19 protein-coding genes and 1 riboswitch are annotated in these 22125 nt (G+C 73.5%); of the genes, 12 read left to right on the top strand and 7 right to left on the bottom strand.

Translation table 11 applies throughout. The features are described 5' to 3' along the window. The first annotated feature begins 18 nt into the window (after positions 1-18). Together FXF50_RS10075 and FXF50_RS10070 are read left to right on the top strand one after the other, a co-directional pair. Positions 19-456, top strand: a complete 438-nt coding sequence (locus tag FXF50_RS10075) for an Rrf2 family transcriptional regulator (protein WP_148426945.1) — start codon at positions 19-21, stop codon at positions 454-456. Further along, a complete protein-coding gene (locus FXF50_RS10070; protein WP_148426944.1) occupies positions 456-1088 on the top strand; it encodes a class I SAM-dependent methyltransferase in 633 nt (210 codons plus the stop codon). The genes FXF50_RS10075 and FXF50_RS10070 overlap by 1 nt, the downstream gene beginning before the upstream one ends. A gap of 115 nt (positions 1089-1203) precedes the next feature. Here FXF50_RS10070 and FXF50_RS10065 read toward each other — a convergent pair whose 3' ends face one another. Further along, positions 1204-1860, bottom strand: coding sequence for a bifunctional 2-polyprenyl-6-hydroxyphenol methylase/3-demethylubiquinol 3-O-methyltransferase UbiG (locus tag FXF50_RS10065; RefSeq protein ID WP_255509970.1), 657 nt, complete (start codon positions 1858-1860; stop codon positions 1204-1206). 145 nt (positions 1861-2005) lie between these two features. Between FXF50_RS10065 and FXF50_RS10060 the strand changes: the two genes are divergently transcribed. After that, positions 2006-4120, top strand: a complete 2115-nt coding sequence (locus tag FXF50_RS10060; protein ID WP_187399605.1) for a type IIA DNA topoisomerase subunit B — start codon at positions 2006-2008, stop codon at positions 4118-4120. A gap of 31 nt (positions 4121-4151) precedes the next feature. Continuing rightward, positions 4152-6641 carry a DNA topoisomerase (ATP-hydrolyzing) subunit A gene (locus FXF50_RS10055; protein ID WP_148426943.1) on the top strand — a complete coding sequence of 830 codons (2490 nt, stop codon included), beginning with the start codon at positions 4152-4154 and terminating at the stop codon, positions 6639-6641. A 60-nt stretch (positions 6642-6701) separates the two neighbouring features. On the opposite strand, the gene FXF50_RS10050 is transcribed toward FXF50_RS10055, so the two are convergent. Next, positions 6702-8039 (bottom strand): uracil-xanthine permease family protein, encoded by a 1338-nt coding sequence (locus FXF50_RS10050; protein WP_148426942.1) that lies wholly within the window; start codon positions 8037-8039, stop codon positions 6702-6704. Positions 8040-8133: 94 nt separating this feature from the next. Further along, on the bottom strand, positions 8134-8772 hold the full coding sequence (locus tag FXF50_RS10045; protein WP_148426941.1) for an alpha-ketoglutarate-dependent dioxygenase AlkB: 639 nt from the start codon (positions 8770-8772) through the stop codon (positions 8134-8136). Between the two features lie 96 nt (positions 8773-8868). Between FXF50_RS10045 and FXF50_RS10040 the strand changes: the two genes are divergently transcribed. The 5 genes from FXF50_RS10040 to FXF50_RS10020 all read left to right on the top strand — a co-directional run bounded on the left by FXF50_RS10040 (position 8869) and on the right by FXF50_RS10020 (position 13887). Continuing rightward, on the top strand, positions 8869-10071 hold the full coding sequence (locus FXF50_RS10040) for an acyltransferase (protein ID WP_148426940.1): 1203 nt from the start codon (positions 8869-8871) through the stop codon (positions 10069-10071). Positions 10072-10235: 164 nt separating this feature from the next. Next, entirely contained in the window at positions 10236-10598 is a 363-nt protein-coding gene (locus tag FXF50_RS10035) for a hypothetical protein (protein WP_148426939.1), read from the top strand. 159 nt (positions 10599-10757) lie between these two features. Then, positions 10758-11543: a hypothetical protein gene (locus FXF50_RS10030; RefSeq protein WP_148426938.1), complete on the top strand. Its 786-nt coding sequence runs from the start codon at positions 10758-10760 to the stop codon at positions 11541-11543. A 305-nt stretch (positions 11544-11848) separates the two neighbouring features. Next, a riboswitch (cyclic di-AMP (ydaO/yuaA leader) is annotated at positions 11849-11990 on the top strand. 196 nt (positions 11991-12186) lie between these two features. Continuing rightward, complete coding sequence (locus FXF50_RS10025) at positions 12187-13029, top strand: C39 family peptidase (protein ID WP_187399600.1); 843 nt, start codon at positions 12187-12189, stop codon at positions 13027-13029. Between the two features lie 105 nt (positions 13030-13134). After that, positions 13135-13887: an alpha/beta fold hydrolase gene (locus tag FXF50_RS10020; protein WP_148426936.1), complete on the top strand. Its 753-nt coding sequence runs from the start codon at positions 13135-13137 to the stop codon at positions 13885-13887. Positions 13888-13895: 8 nt separating this feature from the next. On the opposite strand, the gene FXF50_RS10015 is transcribed toward FXF50_RS10020, so the two are convergent. The 4 genes from FXF50_RS10015 to FXF50_RS10000 all read right to left on the bottom strand — a co-directional run bounded on the left by FXF50_RS10015 (position 13896) and on the right by FXF50_RS10000 (position 19021). After that, positions 13896-15593 carry a CDP-glycerol glycerophosphotransferase family protein gene (locus tag FXF50_RS10015; protein ID WP_148426935.1) on the bottom strand — a complete coding sequence of 566 codons (1698 nt, stop codon included), beginning with the start codon at positions 15591-15593 and terminating at the stop codon, positions 13896-13898. 22 nt (positions 15594-15615) lie between these two features. After that, positions 15616-17178 (bottom strand): bifunctional cytidylyltransferase/SDR family oxidoreductase, encoded by a 1563-nt coding sequence (locus tag FXF50_RS10010; protein WP_255509969.1) that lies wholly within the window; start codon positions 17176-17178, stop codon positions 15616-15618. A gap of 144 nt (positions 17179-17322) precedes the next feature. Then, a complete protein-coding gene (locus tag FXF50_RS10005) occupies positions 17323-18123 on the bottom strand; it encodes an ABC transporter ATP-binding protein (protein ID WP_148426934.1) in 801 nt (266 codons plus the stop codon). Next, positions 18116-19021 carry an ABC transporter permease gene (locus FXF50_RS10000; RefSeq protein WP_148426933.1) on the bottom strand — a complete coding sequence of 302 codons (906 nt, stop codon included), beginning with the start codon at positions 19019-19021 and terminating at the stop codon, positions 18116-18118. The genes FXF50_RS10005 and FXF50_RS10000 overlap by 8 nt, the downstream gene beginning before the upstream one ends. 164 nt (positions 19022-19185) lie before the next feature. Here FXF50_RS10000 and FXF50_RS09995 point away from each other — a divergent pair, with 164 nt between their 5' ends. From FXF50_RS09995 to FXF50_RS09985, 3 genes are all read left to right on the top strand, one after another. Further along, on the top strand, positions 19186-19857 hold the full coding sequence (locus FXF50_RS09995) for a TetR/AcrR family transcriptional regulator (protein WP_148426932.1): 672 nt from the start codon (positions 19186-19188) through the stop codon (positions 19855-19857). Positions 19858-19972: 115 nt separating this feature from the next. After that, complete coding sequence (locus tag FXF50_RS09990; RefSeq protein WP_148426931.1) at positions 19973-21082, top strand: DegT/DnrJ/EryC1/StrS aminotransferase family protein; 1110 nt, start codon at positions 19973-19975, stop codon at positions 21080-21082. Beyond that, a complete protein-coding gene (locus FXF50_RS09985; protein WP_091310520.1) occupies positions 21079-22107 on the top strand; it encodes a Gfo/Idh/MocA family protein in 1029 nt (342 codons plus the stop codon). Before FXF50_RS09990 ends, FXF50_RS09985 begins: the two co-directional genes overlap by 4 nt. Positions 22108-22125: the final 18 nt, after the last annotated feature.

The raw sequence follows: 22125 nt of genomic DNA, 5'->3' as shown, positions 1-22125 counted from the left end.
GCTGGCTAGGGTCGAGGCGTGAAGCTCAACCGGTCGACCGACATGGCGCTGCGCATCGCCATGCTGACCGCCGCCTCCCCGACCCGAACGACGGTGGACGAGCTCGCCACGCAACTCGCGCTGCCGCGCAGCCACGTGGCCAAGGTGGTGCAGCGGTTGCAGCGGCTCGGGGTTCTCCTCACCATCCGAGGCCGCTCCGGAGGGGTGACCTTCGCCGAGCACGCCGGGGAGCTGACCGTCGGCCACGTGGTCCGGGCCTTCGAGGGCGACGACGAGGTGGTCAACTGCGAGCAGCCGGCCTGCCCGCTGGTGGCGGGCTGCCGGCTGCGCGGCGAGCTGCGCCGGGCCCAGGCCGCCTTCCTCGCCGTGCTCGACGGCGTACGCCTCGGGGACCTGGCCGACGGCGCGGCCGGTCCGGTGCTGCTCGCCCTCGGCGGCCCACCGGTGCGTGCCTGATGGCCGTCTCGCATCCGATCTTCGCGCGGGTCTTCGCCCGGGCCAGCGTCGCCATGGACCGGGCCGGCGCCGCCGCGCACCGGCGCCGCCTGGTGGCCGGGTTGCGGGGCCGGGTGGTCGAGGTCGGCGCGGGCAACGGGCGGAACCTGCGCCACTATCCGTCGACCGTGACCGGGGTGCTCGCCGTGGAGCCGGAGCCCCGGTTGCGCGCCGTCCTCCGGGCCGCCGTGCCCGACGCCCCGGTGCCGGTGACCGTGGCCGCCGGCCTGGCCGAGGCGCTGCCGGTCGCCGACGCGAGCGCCGACGCGGTGGTGCTGTCGCTGGTGCTCTGTTCGGTGCCGGACCAGGCGGTGGCGCTGCGCGAGGCGCGCCGGGTGCTCCGCCCGGGCGGGCAGCTCCGCTTCTACGAGCACGTCGTCGCGGAGACCCCCGGGCTGCGCCGGGTCCAGCGCGCGGCGGACGCGACGCTCTGGCCGCTCTGCTGCGCCGGCTGCCACACGGCGCGGGACACCGTGGCGGCGATCCGGGCGGCCGGCTTCACGGTGGTCGAGCTGGACCGGTTCCGCTTCCCGCCGACCGGTATACCGGGTCCGGCGGCACCGCACGTGCTCGGGACGGCCGTGCTCCCCTGAGCCCCGGGTTGTTCGAGCCGAGGCCGACGAGCACCAGGTCGATGTCGTGGGTCGGCCTGGAAGAGCGCCCAGCGCCACGGCGGCGGTGGGCAGGGCGGCCGTGGCGGGCCCTGGATCAGGCGGGCCGGCGGAACTCCGCGCGCCAGCGGAGGCCGCCGTCCGGGGCGACGATCTCCTCGGTCCGTGCCGGGACGAGCGGCCCGGCGGCGAAGGCGTCCAGCTCGGCCCGGGTCAGCGGCCAGGGCGGCCCGTCGACCTCCTCGTCGTCGCGCCGGCCGGCCGCGATCACCAGCAGGGTCCCGCCGGGCGCGACCAGCCGGCCCACCGCCGGAATCGCCCGCTCCCGGGTCCCGGCCGGCAGCGCCTGCACGTTCATGCTCTCCAGCACCAGGTCGAATCCGTCGAGCCAGGCGGCGGGCGGGTCGAGCAGGTCGGCGGTCTCGTACCGGACCGGGGAGCCGGCATGGCGGCGGCGGGCGGTCCGCACCGCGGTGGGGGAGATGTCGAAGGCCACGGTGGCGAAGCCCAGCCGGGCCAGGTGCTCGGCGTCCCGGCCGAAGCCGCAGCCGACCACCAGGGCGCGGCGGCCGGCGCGGTCCGGTCGGTCCCGCTCGGTCCACTCGGTGAGCAGCGAGTGTGGGCTGTCCCGGTCCCACGGCACCACCGCCGCGCCCCGCTCGGCCTCGGCGTAGAGCCGTTCGAAGCGGTCGCCCGGGTCGTCCCCGGCGGCGGCCCGGGAAGACATCGGGCTGTTCACGACGTTGTCCAGCACGGACGCCTCCTCGCTCCAGCCCCCTGCACGAAAGCGGTGGCACGGACCGCCCGGAGCCTAACCGGACAACGCACCGCACGGGTGCCACAGCTCTGTCGGAGCGCCGGGCTAGGCTCGCTGCGGCGCGCCGCCCGTGGCGATCGAGTTGGGGAATCGACACGGTGACCGGCACCACACCGCCGAGACCTGGGAGTACGACCAGTTGACCGCACAGCCTGAGACCCTGTACGGGGCCGACGACCTGACGCACCTGGAGGGCCTCGATGCCGTCCGGAAGCGCCCCGGCATGTACATCGGCTCGACCGACAGCCGTGGCGTGGGTCACCTCGTCAACGAGATCCTCGACAACTCGACCGACGAGGGTGTCGGGGGTCACGCCACGAAGATCGACGTGATCCTGCACGCCGACGGCTCGGTACGGGTCGACGACGACGGTCGCGGCATCCCGACCGACGTGCACGCCAAGTCCGGCATCTCGGGCGTCGAGCTGGTGCTGACCCGGCTGCACGCGGGCGGCAAGTTCGGTGGCTCCGGCTACAAGACCTCCGGGGGCCTGCACGGCGTGGGCGCGTCGGCTGTCAACGCGCTCTCCCGGCGGTTCGACGTCACCGTCCGCCGCGGCGGCAAGGTCCACTCGATGTCGTTCCGGCACGGCGTGCCCGGGATCTTCGACGGCGACGGGGCGGACGCGCCGTTCACCCCCGGCCCCGGCCTCCAGATCGTCGGCGCCATGAAGCGCGGCCAGCGCACCGGCACCTCGATCCGTTGGTGGCACGACCCGCGCTACTTCGAGACGGGCGCGGCGCTCGACATCGAGGCGGTCCGGCTCAAGCTGCGCAACACCGCCTTCCTGGTGCCCGGCGTGGCCTACCGGCTGCGCGACGAGACCGGCGAGAAGCCCGTCGAGGAGAACTTCCACTTCCCCAACGGCCTCACCGACATGGTGGAATACCTCGCCCCGGCCGGCGACCGCCCGGTCTCGGGCACTCTGCTGGTCACCGGCGAGGGCACCTACCGGGAGAACGCCGCCGACGCCACCGGCGTCATGCAGTCCAACGTGCAGCGCCGGGCCGAGGTCGAGGTGGCGTTCCGCTGGGGCACCGGCTACGAGCGCACCGTCGAGTGCTTCACCAACACCATCCGCAACGCCCACGGCGGCACCCACCGCAAGGGCTTCGAGCGGGCCCTGGCCCGCACCCTGGCGGAGGCCGCCCGCAACACCCGCGGCCTGCTCAAGCCCAAGGAGGACGCGCCCACCCTGGACGACGTCCTGGAGGGCATGACCGCCGTGGTGCACGTGCGGATCCCGGAGCCGCAGTTCACCTCGCAGACCAAGGACGAGCTCTCCACCGCGGGCATCACCAAGGTGCTCCAGGGCCTGGTCGAGGCGCACCTCAAGGCGTGGCTGGAGGACCGGAAGACCAAGGCCGAGGCCCGGACGGTGCTCCAGAAGATCGTCGACGCGGCCCGGGTCCGGCTCACCCAGAAGCAGCAGAAGGACGCCGCCCGGCGCAAGACCGCTCTGGAGGGCGCGTCGATGCCGGCCAAGCTGGTCGACTGCCGCGCCACCGGGGTGGACCGCAGCGAGCTGTTCATCGTCGAGGGGGACAGCGCGCTCGGCACCAGCCGGATGGCCCGCTCCTCGGAATACCAGGCTCTGCTGCCGATCCGCGGCAAGATCCTCAACGTGCAGAAGGCCAACCTCCAGCAGGTGCTGGACAACGCCGAGTGCGCGGCGATCGTGCAGGTGCTCGGCGCCGGCTCGGGGCGTACCTTCGACCTCTCCGCGCTGCGGTACGGCCGGGTGCTCATCATGGCCGACGCGGACGTGGACGGCGCGCACATCCGCACCCTGCTCATCACGCTCTTCGCCCGCTACATGCGACCGCTGATCGAGGCGGGCCGGCTCTACGCGGCCATGCCGCCCCTGCACAAGATCACCACCAGGGGGCGCAACCCGCAGACGGTCTACACCTACACGCAGGCCGAGATGGAGGCGACGGTCCGCAAGCTGGAGAAGGCCGGCAAGCAGATCGTCACGCCCATCCCGCGGTTCAAGGGTCTCGGCGAGATGGACGCCGACGAACTCTGGGAGACGACCATGAACCCGGCGACCCGGGCGGTCCGTCGGATCACCCTCGACGACGTCGAGGCCGCCGAGCGGATCCTCGAACTGCTCATGGGCGAGAAGGTCGAGCCCCGCCGCAACTGGCTCATCGAATCGGCCGACCTGGTCGACCGCGACGCCATCGACGCCTGACCACCGGGTTCTTCGAAGGGAAAGCTGAACCATGGCACGCCGCAAGGACGACCGCGCCAAGGCGGACCTCTCCGCCTTCGACCAGGCCGGCGCCCGGGTCTTCGACAACCCGCTGGTCAACGAGGTCTCGGACTCCTACCTGGAGTACGCGTTCTCGGTCATCCACTCGCGAGCCCTGCCCGACGCCCGGGACGGGCTCAAGCCGGTGCACCGGCGCATCCTCTGGTCGATGTACGAGCAGGGCCACCGCCCCGACCGGGGCCACGTGAAGTCGGCCCGGATCGTCGGCGACGTGATGGGTAAGTACCACCCGCACGGCGACGCGGCGATCTACGACGCGATGGTCCGCCTCGCGCAGGACTTCTCACTCAACGTGCCGCTCATCGACGGGCACGGCAACTTCGGCTCGCCCGACGACGGCCCGGCCGCCGCCCGCTACACCGAGGCCCGGATGTCCCGCGAGGCCATGCTGCTCGTCGGCGAGCTGGGCGAGGACACCGTCGACGTCGAGCCCAACTACGACGGCTCGCTGACCCAGCCCACCGTGCTGCCGGCGGCCTTCCCCAACCTGCTGGTCAACGGCGCGTCCGGGATCGCGGTCGGGATGGCCACCAACATGATCCCGCACAACCTGGCCGAGGTGGTCCAGGCGGCCCGTTGGCTGATCAACCACCCGGACGCCACGCTGGACAAGCTCATGGAGTTCGTCCCCGGCCCCGACCTGCCCACCGGCGGTCTGCTGCTCGGCCTCGACGAGGTGCGCCGGGCGTACGAGACCGGGCGCGGCGTGGTGCGGATGCGCGCCCGGGTGGAGACCGGCCCGCTGGAGGGCAGCCGGGGCCGGCAGGCCATCACGGTCACCGAGCTGCCCTACGGGGTGGGCGCGGAGAAGGTCATCGCGGCCATCACCAACGAGGTCAACAAGACCAAGCGGCTGACGGGCATCGCCGACGTCAAGGACCTCACCGACCGGGAGAACGGCACCCGGCTGGTCATCGAGTGCAAGGTCGGTGTCAACCCGCAGGCGCTGCTGGCCGACCTCTACCGGCTCACCCCGCTGGAGCAGTCCTTCGGCGTGAACAACCTGGTCCTGGTGGACGGCCAGCCGCAGACCCTCGGCCTCAAGGAGCTGCTGGAGGTCTTCCTGGCCCACCGCTACGAGGTGGTGACCCGGCGCAGCGCGTACCGCAAGCGCAAGCGCGAGGAGCGCCTGCACCTGGTCGACGGCCTGCTGATCGCCCTGCTCGACATCGACAAGGTGGTCAAGCTGATCCGGGCCAGCGAGGACGCCCAGGCCGCCAAGGACGGCCTCATGCAGAAGTTCAAGCTCTCCGAGATCCAGGCCACCTACATCCTGGACACCCCGCTGCGCCGGCTCACGAAGTACGACCGGCTGGAGCTGGAGGCCGAGCAGGAGAAGCTGCGCGGCGAGATCGCCGAGCTGTCGAAGATCCTCGACGACCCGAAGGTGCTGCGGAAGCTGGTCTCCGACGAGCTGGCCGCCGTGGTGAAGCAGTCCGGCGCCGACCGCCGCACCACCCTGGTCGACGGCGACCTCAAGGAGGTCCTGGCGGCCTCCGTGCCGGCCGGTCCACTGGAGGTCGCCGACGACCCCTGCCAGGTCATCCTCTCCGCCACCGGGCTCGTCGCCCGGACCGCGGCCGAGTCGGAGGAGGCCGCCGAGGCGCGCCGCCGCAGCGGCCGGGTCAAGCACGACGCGGTACGCGCGGCGGTGCACTCCACCGCCCGCGGCCGGGTGCTTCTGGTGACCAGCGCCGGGCGAGCCTTCAAGATCGACGTACTCCCGCTGCCGGTGCTGCCCGAGCAGTCCGGCACGGTGTCGCTGCGCGGCGGCATGTCGGCCGCCGAGCTGGTGCCGCTGGAGCCCGGCGAGACGGTCGTCGGGCTGGCCCCGCTCGGCCCGTCCGCCGAGGGCTCACCCGGCCTGGCGCTCGGCACCCGGCACGGCGTGGTGAAGGTCTGCGCGCCCGAGTGGCCGGTCCGCTCGGACGAGTTCGAGGTGATCTCGCTGCGCGACGGCGACGAGGTGGTCGGGGCGACCTGGCTCACCGACGGGGCGGAGACCCTGGCGTTCGTCTCCTCGGAGGCGTCGCTGCTGCGCTTCGCGGCGTCCGTGGTCCGGCCGCAGGGCATCAAGGGTGGCGGCATGGCCGGCATCAACCTGCCGGCCGGCGCGCGGGTGGTCTTCTTCGGCGCGGTCCGCACCGACGACCCGGGTCACGGCGAGCCGATGGTGGTCACCTCGACGGGCGCCACGGTCAAGGTGACGCCCTTCAAGGCGTACCCGGCGAAGGGGAGGGCGACCGGTGGCGTGCGCGCCCAGCGGTTCCTCAAGGGTGAGCTGGACCTGGCCGTGGCCTGGATCGGCCCGCGCCCGGTCGGCGCCACCGCCACCGGCGACCCGGTCGAGCTGCCGCCGGCCGACCCCCGCCGCGACGGCTCCGGCTTCGCGGTGATGCTCGGCCCCACGGTGATCGGCCACCAGATCGACCGCGACTGACCGTCACGCGTGGAAGGGGCCCTGCGGCTGCGCCGCAGGGCCCCTTCCCGCATCCCGGGGTCAGAGTTCCGGTTCGGGGCCCCGGCGGGAGGCCGGGGTCGTGCCGCGGAGGTGGGCGATCAGACGCATGCCGTGGTAGATCACCAGGGCGGCGGCGGTGCCCAGGGCGATGCCGTTGAAGGAGAGGTCCCCGGCGGTCAGGGTGTAGTTGGCCGCGCCGACGATCACGGCGACCGCGGCGGTCATGAGGTTGACCGGGTCGTGGAAGTCGACCCGGTTCTCGATCCAGATCCGGGCGCCCAGGACGGCGATGAGGCCGTACAGGGCCGTGGTGGCGCCGCCCAGCACGCCGGCCGGCACGGTGAGGATCAGCGCGCCGAACTTCGGGCAGAGCCCGAGCAGCACCGCCGCGAACCCGGCCACCCAGTACGCGGCCGTCGAGTAGACCCGCGTCGCCGCCATCACGCCGATGTTCTCCGCGTACGTGGTGGTGCCGGAGCCGCCGCCCGCGCCGGCCAGCACGGTGGCGACGCCGTCGCCGAGGAACGCCCGGCCCATGTCCCGGTCCAGGTTCCGCCCGGTCATCGCGGCGACCGCCTTGACGTGCCCGGCGTTCTCCGCGATCAGCACCAGGATCACCGGGATGACCAGCACCACGGCGCGCAGGCCGAAGCTCGGCGCGTGGAACTGCGGCAGGCCCACCCAGTCGGCCTCCTTCAGCGTGGTGACCGCCGCCGGGTCGAGTTTGCCGAGCAGCGCGGCCAGCACCCAGCCGACGACCACGCCGAGCAGGATCGACAGCCGGGCCAGGAAGCCGCGGAAGAGCACCGTGGTGACCAGGATCGCGACCAGGGTGATCACCGCGATGAGCGGCTGCGACTTGAATCCGGTGCCGCTGCCGCCGCCGTCCCAGGCCACCGGGGCCAGGTTGAGCCCGATCAGGGCCACGATGGCGCCGGTCACCACCGGCGGCATGAGGGCGTCGATCCAGCGCGCCCCGGCCAGTTGCACCACCACCCCGACCAGCGCCAGCGCCGCGCCGGCCACCACGATGCCGCCGAGCGCCGCACCGATCCCGCCGTCGGTCTTCGCGGCCAGCACCGGGGCGATGAAGGCGAACGACGACCCCAGGTACGACGGCAGCCGGTTGCCGGTGATCAGCAGGAACAGCAGCGTGCCCAACCCGGAGAAGAAGAGCGTCGTGGCCGGCGGGAAGCCGGTGATCAGCGGCACCGTGAAGGTGGCGCCGAACATGGCGACGACGTGCTGCACGCCGACGCCGATGGTCCGGGGCCAGGAGAGCCGCTCGTCGGGGTGGACCACGTCGCCGGGGGTGACGGAGCGCCCGTCGCCGTGCAGGCGCCACGGGGACCGGCGGGAGGTGGGGGACTGGGTCATGCTGCGCCCTTCGCGTCGTCAGGTGACGGGGGCGTGATCGACCCTGAGAGTTGTTTCTAGCACGGCGCGGGCTCGGGCCCGGGGCCGGCTGGGGTCAGGCCACCCCGGCGGGCCGGAACTGGACGCTGACCCGGGGGCCGACCGGCCGGGCGGTCTTCGGGATGGCGTGCTCCCAGGTGCGCTGGCAGGACCCGCCCATCACCACCAGGTCGCCGTGCCCCAGCGGGAAGCGCAGGCTGGTCCCGCCGCCGCCCCGGGGGCGCAGCAGCAGCGGCCGGGGCGAGCCGAACGAGACGATGGCCACCATGGTGTCGGTGTGCGCGGAGCGGCCCTGGGTGTCGCCGTGCCAGGCCACGCTGTCCCGCCCGTCGCGGTAGAGGCACATGCCGGCCGTGACGAAGGGCTCGCCCAGCTCGGGCGCGTAGTGCCGGGTGAGCGTGTCGCGCGCCGCGGTGAGCACCGGGTGGGGCAACGGCCGGCCGGCGCCGTACCAGCAGAGCAGGCGGGGGACGGCGACCTCGGCGTCGTACATGGTGCGGCGCTCGGCCCGCCACGGCACCTCGTGCAGCAGCGTGTCGAGCACCGCGTCGGAGCCCGCCACCCAGCCCGGGAGGTGGTCGACCCAGGCGCCCCGGCTCAGCTCGTGCCGGCGCAGCCGCCCGGCGAGCGGGCCCAGGGAAGGGCCCTGCTCGGCGAGGTCGAGCATCGAGGGCTGGTACGCGACGTCGGACACGCCGCCGATCCTACCCTGCTGTCGAACAGGCGTACGAGGATCGGTGCGAGCGCGGTCCGTCGGCGGCCCCGGCTACCACCGGGTAGGGTGCCCCGGGTGACAAGCGCCCCGGCCACCCGCGCCACCCGGCTGCCGTCGCTCACCGGGCTGCGCTGGATCGCCGCCCTCCTGGTGTTCGCCTTCCACGTCGGCACCATGCGGATCGTCGCGGAGCCCGGCGTCAGGGCGGTGCTGGACCGGGCGTTCGCCCTGGGCCTGTCCGGAGTGGAGTTCTTCTTCGTCCTCAGCGGATTCGTGCTGGTGTGGTCGTACCGGGACGGCGAGCCGCGGCGCAGTTTCCTTCGTCGCCGGATTGCCAAGATCTACCCGAACCACCTGGTGACCTTCGCGGGGGCGCTGGCCGTCGCGTTCTGGTTCGCCGACCCGGTCGCCCCGTGGGCCGCGATCGGGAACCTCCTGCTGGTGCAGGCGTGGATCCCCCTCGACGGCTACTTCTACAGCGTCAACAACGTGAGCTGGTCGCTCTCCTGCGAGTTGGCCTTCTACCTGTGCCTGCCGCTGGTGCTGCCGTGGCTGCGCCGGGCCCGCGTCGGCGTCCTGTGGGCGGTGGTGATCGCCGTGCCGCTGCTCATCCTGGCCCTGTGGCCCGCCCAACTCCTGGTGCCCGAGGAGAGCCGCTGGTGGTTCACCCAGATCTTCCCGGTCACCCGCTCCGTTGAGTTCTGGATGGGGGCGGCCGCGGCGGAACTGCTGCGCCGGGGCCGCTGGCGGGGGCCGAACCTGGCCGCCGCGAGCCTGCTGTTCGTGGCCACCTGGGTGGTGGCCGCGCAGTGGATCCGCGCCGAGTTCTGGGCGGCCCTGCTCGCGGTGGCCTACCTGCTCGTCATCACCGCCGCCGCGGACGCCGACGTCCGGGGCCGGCGCACGCCGTGGCGGTCCCGCCTGATGGTCTGGCTCGGCGAGGTCTCGTTCGCCTTCTACCTGGTGCACGTGCTGGTCATGACCACCGTGCTGCGGCTCACCGGGGACTGGGGCACGGGTCTGCGCGGGTGGTGGGGGCCGCTCGCGGTGCTCGGTCTCCTGCTGCTCAACCTGCTGCTCGCCGCGGCTCTGCACCACTGGGTGGAGATGCCCCTGATGCGCCGTCTCGGGCCGCCCCGCCGTGCCCGTCCGGCGGCGGCCACCGCCGCGCCGGCGCCGTCCGTGCCCGCCCCGCGGCCGGCCCCCGCCGGACCGGTCGCGGCACCCGCCACCCCGGCAAGGTCCATCGAGTACGCCGGGCGGCGCGGGCCGGGCTGAGCCGGGCGCGGCCCGCCGACGTCGCCCACCGATGCCCGGGCCGGCAACGGCGTCCCGCCGCCCTGTGCCGGCCGATCGTCCATGCCGGACGGACGCCGGTTGACGGATGGCGCGACACGCCCGGCGGCGGTGCGATGTGGCGGCATCGGCGGTAGTTTGTACCCGTGCTGCCGATCGCGCTCACCTGTCCCGTGTGGTGGGTGGCGCGCTGGATCGCCCGCACACTGGCCAGCCTGGCCGTGCTCGCCGCCTGCTCGTTCGGCGCGGCGACGCTGCCGGTCGGCGGCGCCGCGACCACGCCGGTGGCGTCCTCCGCGGTGGCCCCGGTCGAGGGCCGGACCCTCCAGCCCGGCGCCGCCGGGCAACACCTCAGCGACGTCGCACCCGTCGACCACCGGGCCGTTCCGGTCGGTGGGCCCGAGCCGGTGGCCGCGCCCCGGGCCGTGACCCGCCCGGCGGGGCGACCTGTCGTGCTGGCCGGGCTGGTTCCCGCGACCGTCGGCTCCCGGGCCCCGCCCGCCCGCTGACCCGACCGTGGGCCCGCCGGCCCGCGCCCGCCGTACGCACCGAACCTCACCCCCGCACCCGCCCGTCGGCGGCCCGGCACCCGTTCCCGGTGCACCCCGCCGCTTTCACGGCTCGTGCGGACACCTCTCCACCACGTTCTCTCCCGTGAGGTGCCGACCATGCCGCAGACCGTTCTCTACCGCTTCCTGACCGAGGTCCCCGAGGCCGCCGCGATCTGGTCGGCCCTGCTCCTGCTGGCCCTGGGCCTGCTCGCCGTGCTGGTCGCCCGCCCCGAGCGGGAGGACGGGACCGATCCGGCGCCCGACCGGGTCGCCGAGGAGGCCGCCCGCCGGGCCGACCTGCGCCGCTACGCCGACGAGGTGGCGGTGGCCGCCGCCGGGGCCGCGCAGACCGCCCGGAGGCGGCGGGAGCAGTGGCTGGCCGCCCAGGGCGAGGCGGACCGGGCCTGGCGGGCGTACGACGAGGCCGAGGCGGCCGCCCGCCGCTTCGCCGGCACCGCCGCGCTGCCCGCGCCGCACACCCCGCGCACACCCGCCGAGTACGCGGCCCGGGAGCGCTGGCTGCACCACGCCGCGATGGCCGCGCACTGGCGGGGCGACCTGAGCGCCCGGCAGCTCGCCGACGTGCTGGCCCATCGCAACGGGTGGGACCCGCGCCGGCACCCGGCCGAGCAGGAGATCGTGCTGGCCCGGGCGGTACGGGAGGGCCGCCGGGCCGGCTGGGCGGCGGCCGCCGAGCGGGAGCGGCGGGCCTGGCGGGACGCCGAGCTGGCCGCCGAGGCGGCCCGGACCCTGGCCGCGGAGGCGTACGCGGCCGCCGGCGCGCTGCGCCCCGCCCTTCCGGGCGCAGCCCCGGCGACGGTGCGGGGTCGGGACGGGGCGGCGCCGGCTCCGGTCCCGGCCGCCGTGCCCGGCGCGCGCTGGCGCCCGGCCCGGGCCGGCTGACCCGGCGAGCTCGACCGAATCGTTATCCGAATTCGGTGAGGCCTGTCACCCGTCCGCGGAAACGGTCATCGGTGCCGGGCCGGGCGATTGACACCCGCAATTCCGCGCTGGTCGCCACCGGATGTCCGCTTTTGGCCGCGCGGCGCCGCCGTAACTGCTCGTCCCATTGAGTGAAGTGAGTGACCGACTGTTCCGATATCCGTAGTGGTGCACGAGGTTTACGCAGGTGGGAGCGCTTGGCAGCCGGCATACCCACCGGTAGTGTCAGCGCGTCCGGAGCGGTTTTCGATCGCAAGAGGCGACGCCGCGCCGACCCGCCTAATCGTGCTCTGACGAACCGGGGACCCACAGCAACATCGGGGTGAATCCGCGGGCCACGGCCTGCGGTAGGGCGTACTTCCCGCCCGAATCCGTCAGCTAACCCGGTCGGCGGTCACGGAAGGAGTGCCATTCCTCGTGCCCACCCCCCGCTCGTCCCCCCGCCTCCACGGCATCGCGGTGCCGGCGCTCGCCTGAGGGCGACCGAAACCGGCAACCCGCCCCGACCGCCCGGCCCCCCGGGCGCTCCCCGTTCCCCGGCCATCCGCCCCGCAGCGCGCGTGAGTTCCTCCGCGTGCCGGGCCGGCGCGTGCCGCCACGCCCCGTGGAGGAAACCGTGAAGCACCACCTGAAGCGTCAGCTGCGCCGCCTCGTGACCGAACGCCCGTACCGGATCATCGCCGGCTCGGCCGCGGCGCTCGTGCTGGCCGGCGGCGCCAGCGCCGCCGTCGCCGCCACCGACGACGCCCCGGCCCCCCAGGAGAACACCGCCTCGGTCGCCGAGCTGGGCTCCCGGCTCGGTGAGGTCGCCAGCCGGGGCGAGGCCCGGGTCGCCGTCCCGTCGCCCTCGGTCTCGCCGAGCGCGTCGCCGTCGGCCGCGAAGCCGGCCGCCAAGGCCGCCGCCGACCCGGACACCACCCCGAAGGCCAAGCCGAAGCCCCCGTCGAGCAAGGTGCTCGACTACACCTACGAGGCGCAGACCGCCTACTGGAACTGCGGCCCGGCCGCGGTGCGCAACGCGCTCAGCGCGAGTGGCGTCGAGACCACCCAGGACGCGATGATCGCCCCGCTGAACGCCGGCGAGAACGGCACCAACTCGGCCGAGGACACCACCCGGGGCCTGAACCAGATGGTCAAGGGCAACCCGTACCGGACCCACATGTTCGGCGGCTCGGCGAGCCCGGCCGAGATCGACCAGCTCCAGGCGGACGTGGTCAAGGCGATCACCGACGGCCGGGGCGTGGTGGTCAACATCGCCGGCGACGCCACGGACACCGACGGCGGCTGGCACTCGTTCCCGGGCGGCCACTACATCGCCGTGGTCGGCTACAAGAACGACGGCCGCACCGTCCGGATCGCCGACTCGGCGAACGCGGCGCTGCCCGCGTACTGGATGAGCACCATCGACCTGGCGAACTGGGCCGCCACCCGCGGCTACTCCGCCTGATCACCCCTCCCGTCGGGCACCGGCTCCACCGAGCCGGTGCCCGACGTCGTCCGCGCCCGTGTCCGCTCTCGCGCCGGGTGTCCGTCCGGTGGCACACTGCGCCGTATGGGCGACGAGACGGGTACCCGCCATCTGCTGCTGCTGCACGGCATGGGTGCCACCGGTGAGGTGTGGCTGCCCTGGGCGCCGCTGCTGGAGCGCCACTGGGCGGGGCGCTGGCTCGCGCCCGACCTGGCCGGGCACGGCTGGTCGCCGCCGCTGCCCGGCTACTCCTTCGAGGCCCTCGCCCGACGGGTGGTCGAGGGGCTCGGCCCGGTGACCGAGCGGCTCGGCCCCCACGACCGGCTCGTGCTGCTCGGGCACTCGCTCGGCGGGGTGGTGGCGCTGGCGCTCGCCGCGCGGTCCCGGCGCCTGCCGGTCGACGCGGTGGTCGGGCTCGGCATCAAGGCCGTGTGGTCCCCGGCCGACCTGGAGAAGGCCCACGAGTTGGCCGCCCGCCCGGTGACCTGGTTCGCCACCCGGGACGAGGCGGCCCGCCGCTACCTGCGGGTGTCCGGGCTGGCCGGGCTGTTCGCCCCCGACCACCCGGTGGTGGAGGCGGGGCTGCGCCGGGAGGACGGCCGCTGGCGGCTGGCCATGGACCCGGCCGCGTTCGCGGTGGGGGAGCCCCGGCTGCCCGCGCTGCTCGCCGCCACCGACGTGCCGGTGCTGCTGGCTCGCGGCGAGCAGGACCCGATGGTGACCGACGCGCAGCTCAAGGAGCTGGGCGTGCCGGTCGCCACGCTGCCGGGGCTGGGCCACAACGCGCACGTGGAGGACCCGGCCGCCGTGCTCGCCCTCCTCGACGCGTACCTCTGACCGGCGGCTCAGGCGGCGGGGGAGGGGACCGGCGAGCCGTCCCGCGGGGCGGGCGCGGCCCAGTCCGCCGTGAGCTGCCGGCGGGCGGCGTCGAGGAACACCTCGGCGTACGACTCGGCCGGGAAGTCGCCCAGGTAGCGGACCCGGGTGGCCCAGCGGTCCGCCGCCTTCGGGTCGGTGTCCAGCAGTGCGGTCAGCACCTCGTCCACGTTGGACATGTCCCGCCGCAGCACGTAGCCGGAGCCGGCGAGGGGGAACCGCTCGACGAAGTGCTCGCCGTCGACCCCCATGTCGGTGACCGCGTACGGCTTGCCGGAGTAGAGCCAGTCCGAGATGACCCCGGAGACGTCCGAGACCAGCGCGTCGGCGCGGTTGACGCACTCGGTGAGGGTCAGGTCGCGGCCGGCCGCCGCCCCCCACAGGTGCGCCCGGCCGGTCTTCGCCCGGTCCGCGGCGAGCAGTTCCGTGAGGCGGGCCAGCTGCCGCGCCGAGGCCGGGTTCTGGGCCGTGTAGGGGTGTGCCCGCAGGATCACCGTGGCCCCCCGGTCGAGCAGCCGGCGGATCACGGTCTCGGCCACCGGCAGCGAACAGTAGTTGGCGTCGGCGTGGTGCCCGGTCCAGGTGGGCGTGTAGAGCACGGTCGGGTGGGCCGGGGCGGTGGCGGGCTCCCGGCGTACCTCGATGGCCTCGACCTGGGGGCGGCCGACCACGACGAACTTCTCGGCGGGGATCTCCACGCCGGCGCGGGCGTACCGCTCGATCGCCGCCGGACCGGCCACGAAGATCTTGTCGAAGATGGCCGAGACCGGGTTGGCGCTGGGCGCCTTGTCGCTGTCACCGTGGTGCAGTTGCACGTGGGTGAGCTGCGAGAAGCGGATGCAGTGGCTGTTCTTCGCGCCGTGGTTGACGTAGAAGGCCGCCCGCAGGCTCGGCACCAGGGCCTCGTCCATGGTCTTCAGGGTGGGGCAGAAGACCACCGGCGCGCGGGTCGCGGCGGCCACGGTGGGCAGGAACTCGGGCTCGCGCAGCAGCACCATGAACGGCCGGCCGATCCGCTCCAGGTAGGGCAGCCACATGGTGACCTGGTACTCGGAGCCGGGCGGGGCGGAGAAGTAGAGGACGAACTCGGGCTGGTGCCGGCGCAGCGCCCGGCCCACCGGGCCGCCGCCGGCCGGCGGCCGGAACCGGCGGCGGGCCAGGTCGAGGCCGACCGCGCCGCAGCCCGCGGCGACCAGCAGCGCGGCCACCAGGGCCACCCAGGCGGGCAGGGCCAGGCCGGCGGCCAGCGCCACGAGGGCGAGCACCACCAGCAGCGCGTCGCCGAGCCGGGCGGCGACCAGCGGGGTCCAGGACCGGACCGGCAGGTTGGCGGCCCGGATCTCCAGGGCGCCGGCGTCGCGCAGCGGCCCGACCAGCAGCACCAGGCCGAGCAGGACCAGCGCGGTGGCGGCCAGCGCCGGGTCGAAGCCGGCGTCCAGGCGGCGGGCGTAGCCGACCAGGATGCCGGCGGCGACCAGCACCGACTCGGCGAGGCCGTCGGCGGTGGGCCGGACCCGGCGCTCCCAGGCGGTGGCGGCGAGCGCGGCCACCGCGACGGCCAGCCCCCAGCCGGTCGCCCCGGTGAGCGCCACGACGAGGAAGGCCAGCACCGCCAGCCCGGTGGTCAGCACCCGGGCGAGCAGCTTCCGGACCAGGTCACCACGCATCTGGCTCGTCCCGTCCCGCGGCTCAGGCGTCCATGCCGGTGGGCAGCTCCGACGACTCCAGCTCGGCGCGTCTGGCGCCGCGCTGCGACCTGGAGCCGTCGTCCGCGTCGCGGGCGCCGGGCTGGGCGGGCACCGCGGCGACGGCCTCGCCGGGCGCCCGGCGGACGTCGATCACCTGACCGGTCAGCTCGGAGATCAGCACGTCCAGGGAGGCCTGGGCGACCGCCTCGGCGGAGAGCAGGGTGTGCTCCGGCTCCTCCCCGAACGCCTTGGTGCGCATCGGGGTGGCGGTGCGCTCCGGGTTGACGCAGTTGACCCGTACGCCGAACTCGGCCCACTCGTCGGCGAGCGCCTGGGTCAGGTTGACCAGCGCGGCCTTGGTGGCCGAGTAGAGCGCGTAGCGCGCCCGGCCCCGGGTGTAGGAGCTGGACGTGTAGAGCAGCAGCTGGCCCTTGGTCTGCTGGAGGTACGGCAGCGACTGCCGGGCGATGGTGACCGGGCCCACGAAGTTGACGTGCAGGAGGCGCTCCATCGTCTCCTCGTCCATCTCCGCGAGGGCGCCCTTCTCCAGGATCCCGGCGGTGACCACCACGTGGTCGATCCGGCCGGTCGCCTCGAAGGCGGTCTTCAGCGCGGCGGCCACGTCCTCGGCCCGCTCGACGTGGGTGCCGGTGGTGGAGCGGCTGAACGGGAAGACCTGGGCGCCGTAGCGACGGGCCAGCTCGGTGAGGTCGTGGCCGATGCCGTAGCTGCCGCCGAAGACCACGATGGTCCGGCCGGTCAGCTCCTCGGAGTAGCTGCGGTGGTCGGTGAGCTTGGGCACCTGGGCGGCGGCGAGCTGGAAGAGCTTGTCCGCCAGGTGCACGTCGACCGGGTGGGTGACCTTGATGTTCTCGTCCGAGCCGTCGATCACCTTGATCGGCGTGCCGGGCAGGTAGCGCAGCACCACGCCGCAGTCGTCGGTCGCGGCGAAGTCCGGGTCACCCTCGGCCCGCCGGTACGCCTCGCGGATGGTGCCGGAGCGGAACGCCTGCGGGGTCTGGCCGCGGCGCAGCGTGGCGCGGACCGGGATGCCGGTGATGCAGTCGTCCTCGTCGACCTGGATGATCGTGTCGGCGGACGGGATGGCCACGTCCACCGCCGAGTAGGTCCAGAGCGCGTTCACGCACTCGCGCACGATCCGGGCGCTGACCAGCGGGCGCACCGCGTCGTGGAAGAGGATGTTGACGTCGCCCTCGCCCACCGCGTCCAGCGCGATCCGGGTGGTGTCGTTGCGGGTGTCCCCGCCCTCGATCACCTTGCTGACCTTGCGGAAGCCGGCGTTGGCGACGATCCGCTCGGCGTCGGGCACGTGGCCGGCGGCCATCAGCACGATGATCTCGTCGATCTCCGGCGCGGCCTCGAACACCGCCAGGGTGTGCTCGATGATCGGCTTGCCGGCGATCTTCAGCAGCTGCTTCGGGATGCCCAGCCCGAGACGCGTCCCGGTCCCCCCGGCGAGGATCACGGCCACCGTCCGCGAGGGGCGCCAGGGCGCCGGGCTCGCCGGCTGGGCGTCCGGGGCGGGGGTGCGGTCCTGCGTCATTGCCGTTCCTCACTTCTGCGGGTGGATGGGGATTTGCGCCTGGATGACCGGGTGGTGAACTTTCGCCGGCAACCAGAAAACCTTAACGCGTACGACGGAGCGCACCGACCCGGGCGAGCCCGGGACCGGTGCGCTCCCGGACGGCTACTTCTGGTTCTCGTAGGCGTCGCAGACCTCGTCGGTGGGGCCGTCCATCCTGAGGACGCCGCTCTCCAGCCAGATGGTCCGCTCGCAGGTGTCCCGGATCGAGCTGATCGAGTGGCTCACCAGGAAGACCGTGCCGGCGCTGTCGCGCAGCTCCCGGACCCGCTGCTCGCTGCGGGCCCGGAACTTGCGGTCACCGGTGGCCAGCGCCTCGTCGATGAGCAGCACGTCGTGCTTCTTCGCCGAGGAGATGGCGAAGCGCAGCCGGGCGCCCATGCCGGAGGAGTAGGTGCGCATGGGCAGCGAGGCGAAGTCGCCGCGCTCGTTGATCCCGGAGAACTCGATGATCTCCGGCGCGAGCCGCTTGACCTCCTCCGGCGTCATGCCCATGGCCAGGCACCCGAGCACCACGTTGCGCTCGCCGGACAGGTCGTTGAGCAGGGCCGCGTTCACGCCGAGCAGGGACGGCTGGCCCTGGGTGTAGACCGCGCCCCGGGCCGGCGGGAGCAGGCCGGCGATGGCCCGCAGCAGGGTCGACTTGCCGGAGCCGTTGCTGCCGATCAGGCCGATGGCCTCACCCTCGTACGCGGTGAAGCTCACCCCCTTGACCGCGTGCACCTCGCGGATGTTCGGCGCGTTCGTCCGGGACACGATCCGCTTGAGCGCGGAGACCGGGGTGGTGCCGCCGGTGGCGCCCTTGTGGATCTTGTAGATCACGTGCACGTCGTCCACCACGACGGTGGGGACCCGTCCCGCGTCCACCACGGCGGCGTTGCCCGCCGGCTGGGTCTGGTCAGCCACGGCCGTACTCCTTCTCTCCGCGCCAGAAGTAGACGAAGCCACCGATGCCGAAGACGACGGCCCAGGCCACGGCGAGGGTCCACAGCCGCAGCGGCGACGAGGCGATGTGCTCCGGGTACGCCGAGTCGAGCAGGGCGTACCGGGCAAGCTCGATGTAGACCAGGATCGGGTTGGACTCCAGGGCGGTCGCCGCCCAGCCGGGGAGCCGGTCCTCGAAGAGCTTGACGCTGTAGAGCACACCGGAGCCGTAGAGCCAGGTGCGCAGCACGAACGGCATGACCTGCTTGAGGTCGGTCACCTTGGAGCCGATCCGGGCCATGATCATGGTCAGGCCGACGTTGAAGATCGACTGAAGCACCAGCATGGGCACGATCAGCAGCCAGCGGAAGGTGATCGGCTCGCCGGTGAACAGCACGATCCCGGCCAGCACCACCATCGACATGAGCAGTTGCTGGAGCTGCACCAGGGTGACGGTGATCGGCAGCGCGGCGCGCGGGAACTGGAGCGCCCGGATCAGGCCCAGGTTGCCGGTGATCGCGCTGGTGCCCTGGAGCGCCGCGCTCTGCGTGAACGTGAAGATGAAGACACCCGTGCAGAGGTACGCGATGAAGTTCGGCACGTGCCGGTTCTGCGAGATGATCACGCCGAAGATCAGGTAGTAGACCGCCGCGTTGGTGAGCGGTGTCAGCACCTGCCAGAGCTGCCCGAGCTGGGTGTTGCTGAACGAGGAGGCGACCTTCGCCCGCGAGTACGCGGTCATGAAGTGTCGGTACGCCCACAGCTTTCGGGCGTACTCGGCCAGGGGTGGGCGTTCCCCGGCGACCCGCAGCCCGTACCGCTGGGCTAGCTGGGCCCGGGTCAGCCCGGATTCGGGGTCGGCCACCGCGGTGTTGGCCATGGTCAGGCGCTCCGATCTTTCGTGCCGATGGGGAGCTGAAAGAGATGTGTCGCGGCGTGGAAATTTAGCGCGGCCGGGCGGGGAGGGTGCCTCGCTGCTGCCGGAAAGGTAGTCCAAAACACGTCGGGACGCAACCGTACCGTCGTTGCGCTACATTGTCCCACGTGACGACCGAGAAGAGGCGTGCCCCGGCCGGCGCGGCGGTGCTGCGCGGGGAGATCACCAGTGCCATCCGCGCCGCCGTGATGCAGGAGTTGGCCGAGGTCGGCTACGGCCGCCTCTCCATCGAGGCGGTGGCCCGCCGGGCGGGGGTCAGCAAGACCGCGATCTACCGTCGCTGGCGTTCGAAGCTCGACCTCGTGCTGGACATGGTCTCCGCGGCGGCGGGGCGCAACCTGCCGCTGCTGGACACCGGGAGCCTCCTGGGCGACCTGGAGATCCTGCTCCACGTGATGGCCCGCGCGCTGCGGCACCGGCTGGCCTCGCAGATCATCCCGGACCTGCTGGCCGAGGCGGCCCGCAACCCGCAGATCGCGGAGAAGCTCCAGGCCGCCCTGGACGACTACCAGCAGGCCGTCGGGCGGATCCTCATCGGCCGTGCGGTCGAGCGGGGGGAGCTCTCCCCGGACACCGACCGGCGCGCCGCGGTGGACCTGATCGTCGGTCCGGTCTACTGGCGGATGGCCATCTCCCGGGCGCCGCTGGAGCTCGACGAGGTGCCCCGACTGGCCTCCGCGATCGTCGCGGCCCTGCGGGTAGCATGCTTGGGGCCTGTCCGCGACGAGGTGGAAGTCTCACCCCCGGTCGCGTCGTCGGCGGCCGGCCGTCGATCATGAACAGCAGAGAACAACTGGCCGGACATTGAACGCGACCAGGTTGTTTTCACCACAAACCGCTACCATCCCCAGAACGTTCCCCCCAATGAGCAACGTGTCGACAGGAGGAAGCCCCATGGTCGGGCCGCATCCAGAGTTCATTCCCCCAGCACGACCGATCATCGGCGAGGCCGAGATCGAGGCGGCTGTCCGGGTGCTGCGGAGCGGCCGGGTCGTGCAGGGCCCCGAGGTAGCCGCGTTCGAGGAGGAGTTCGGCGACCTGGTCGCCGGCCGGCACTGCGTCGCCGTCAACTCCGGCACCTCCGCGCTCCAGCTCACCCTGATGGCGCTCGGCTTCGGCCCGGGTGACGAGGTCATCGTGCCCTCGTTCTCGTTCGCTGCCAGCGCCAACGCCGTCCGGCTGGTCGGCGCCGAGCCGGTCTTCGTGGACATCGAGCCGGGCAGCTTCTGCGTCGACCCGCAGGCGGTCGCCGCCGCGGTCACCCCGCGCACCGTCGCCATCATGCCGGTCCACCTCTACGGCCACCCGGCCGCCATGGACCAGATCATGGCGATCGCCGAGCGCCACGGCCTCGCCGTGGTCGAGGACGCCGCCCAGGCGCACGGGGCGACCCTGAACGGCACCCCGGTCGGCGCCTTCGGCACCGCCGGCTGCTTCAGCTTCTACCCCACGAAGAACATGCACGCCCTGGAGGGCGGCATGGTCACCACCGCCGACGCCGAGCTGGCCCGCACCCTGCGGCTGCTGCGCAACCAGGGCATGGAGCAGCGGTACGCCAACGAGATCGTCGGCGCCAACATGCGGATGACGGACGTGGCCGCCGCGATCGGCCGGGTGCAGCTCACCCAGCTCGCCGAGTGGACCGAGCAGCGCCGGGCCAACGCCAAGTTCCTCGACTCGAAGATCACCGGCATGGTCACCCCGCCCGTGGCGGACGCCGCCAAGCACGTCTACCACCAGTACACCGTGCGGGTGGAGGGCAACCGGGACGCGGCCATGGCCCGCCTCACCGAGCTGGGCATCGGCAACGCCGTCTACTACCCGACCCCGATCCACCGGCTCAAGCCCTACCTGGACGCCGACGGCAAGCCGGGCCCGTGGGACCTCCCGGAGACCGAGCGGGCCGCCGCCGAGGTCGTCTCGCTGCCGGTGCACCCGTCGCTGAGCCCGGCCGACCTGGAGCGGATCGCCGAGGGCGCGAACCTCGCCGGGGGTGCCCGATGAGCCAGGGCCGCAAGCTGCGCGCCGGCCTCATCGGCCTCGGCGCCATGGGCCGCAACCACGCCCGGGTGCTGTCCAACCTCGACGGCGTCGAGCTGGTCGGCGTGGTCGACCCGGCCGGCGACGTGACCGGCACGCTCCGCGCCCCGGTCGTCCCCGAGCTGGCCGACCTGCTGGCCATGGGCATCGACTACGCGGTCGTCGCCTGCCCGACCGCGCTGCACGAGCGGATCGGCCTGGAGCTGGCCGCCAACGGCGTCTGCGCGCTGATCGAGAAGCCGCTGGCCCAGTCCGTCGAGGCCGCCACCACGCTGGTGGAGGCGTTCGAGGCCGCCGGCCTGGTCGCCGGTGTCGGGCACATCGAGCGCTACAACCCGGCACTGCAGAGCCTGCGCACCCGGCTGGAGGCCGGCGAGCTGGGCGAGGTCTTCCAGGTCGTCACCCGGCGCCAGGGCCCGTTCCCGCACCGGATCGCCGACGTCGGCGTGGTCATGGACCTGGCCACCCACGACATCGACCTGACCGCCTGGGTGACCGGCCAGGAATACACCTCCGTGTCGGCCCGTACGGTCTCCCGCAGCGGCCGGCTGCACGAGGACATGGTCGCCGTCGTCGGCCAGCTCGCCGACGGCACGATGGTCAACCACCTGGTCAACTGGCTGAGCCCGCTCAAGGAGCGGTCCACCGTGGTGACCGGCGACAAGGGCTGCTTCGTCGCCGACACGCTCACCGCCGACCTGACCTTCTACGCCAACGCCGCCATCGACACCGAGTGGGAGGCGCTGCGCGCGTTCCGCGGCGTGGCCGAGGGCGACATGGTCCGTTACGCGATCCCGAAGCGCGAGCCGCTGCTGGTCGAGCACGAGCGCTTCCGCGACGCCGTGGAGGGCAAGCAGAGCGACATCGTCACGCTGCGGCAGGGTCTGCGTACCGTGCGGGTCGCCGCCGGTCTCCTCGAGTCCGCGTCCGACGGCAAGGTCGTGTCCGTCGTGGCCAGCGGCAACGACGCGGAGCCGGCACTGCGATGAGCCCGGCGCCGGTTCGGC

This window comes from Micromonospora sp. AP08 (genome assembly GCF_008085935.1).
Taxonomy (GTDB): domain Bacteria; phylum Actinomycetota; class Actinomycetes; order Mycobacteriales; family Micromonosporaceae; genus Micromonospora; species Micromonospora chersina.
The sequence above is the reverse complement of the archived record's forward strand: the minus strand, read 5'-3'. Positions and strand labels throughout refer to the sequence as shown.

What these genes read in the sequence shown, in the direction of transcription:
- FXF50_RS10070 (WP_148426944.1), top strand. Translation starts at nt 456, where the DNA reads ATGGCCGTCTCGCATCCGATCTTCGCGCGGGTCTTCGCCCGGGCCAGC.
- FXF50_RS10055 (WP_148426943.1), top strand. Translation starts at nt 4,152, where the DNA reads ATGGCACGCCGCAAGGACGACCGCGCCAAGGCGGACCTCTCCGCCTTC.
- FXF50_RS10050 (WP_148426942.1), bottom strand. Translation starts at nt 8,039, where the DNA reads ATGACCCAGTCCCCCACCTCCCGCCGGTCCCCGTGGCGCCTGCACGGC.
- FXF50_RS10030 (WP_148426938.1), top strand. Translation starts at nt 10,758, where the DNA reads ATGCCGCAGACCGTTCTCTACCGCTTCCTGACCGAGGTCCCCGAGGCC.
- FXF50_RS10020 (WP_148426936.1), top strand. Translation starts at nt 13,135, where the DNA reads ATGGGCGACGAGACGGGTACCCGCCATCTGCTGCTGCTGCACGGCATG.
- FXF50_RS10015 (WP_148426935.1), bottom strand. Translation starts at nt 15,593, where the DNA reads ATGCGTGGTGACCTGGTCCGGAAGCTGCTCGCCCGGGTGCTGACCACC.
- FXF50_RS10010 (WP_255509969.1), bottom strand. Translation starts at nt 17,178, where the DNA reads ATGACGCAGGACCGCACCCCCGCCCCGGACGCCCAGCCGGCGAGCCCG.
- FXF50_RS10000 (WP_148426933.1), bottom strand. Translation starts at nt 19,021, where the DNA reads ATGGCCAACACCGCGGTGGCCGACCCCGAATCCGGGCTGACCCGGGCC.
- FXF50_RS09990 (WP_148426931.1), top strand. Translation starts at nt 19,973, where the DNA reads ATGGTCGGGCCGCATCCAGAGTTCATTCCCCCAGCACGACCGATCATC.
- FXF50_RS09985 (WP_091310520.1), top strand. Translation starts at nt 21,079, where the DNA reads ATGAGCCAGGGCCGCAAGCTGCGCGCCGGCCTCATCGGCCTCGGCGCC.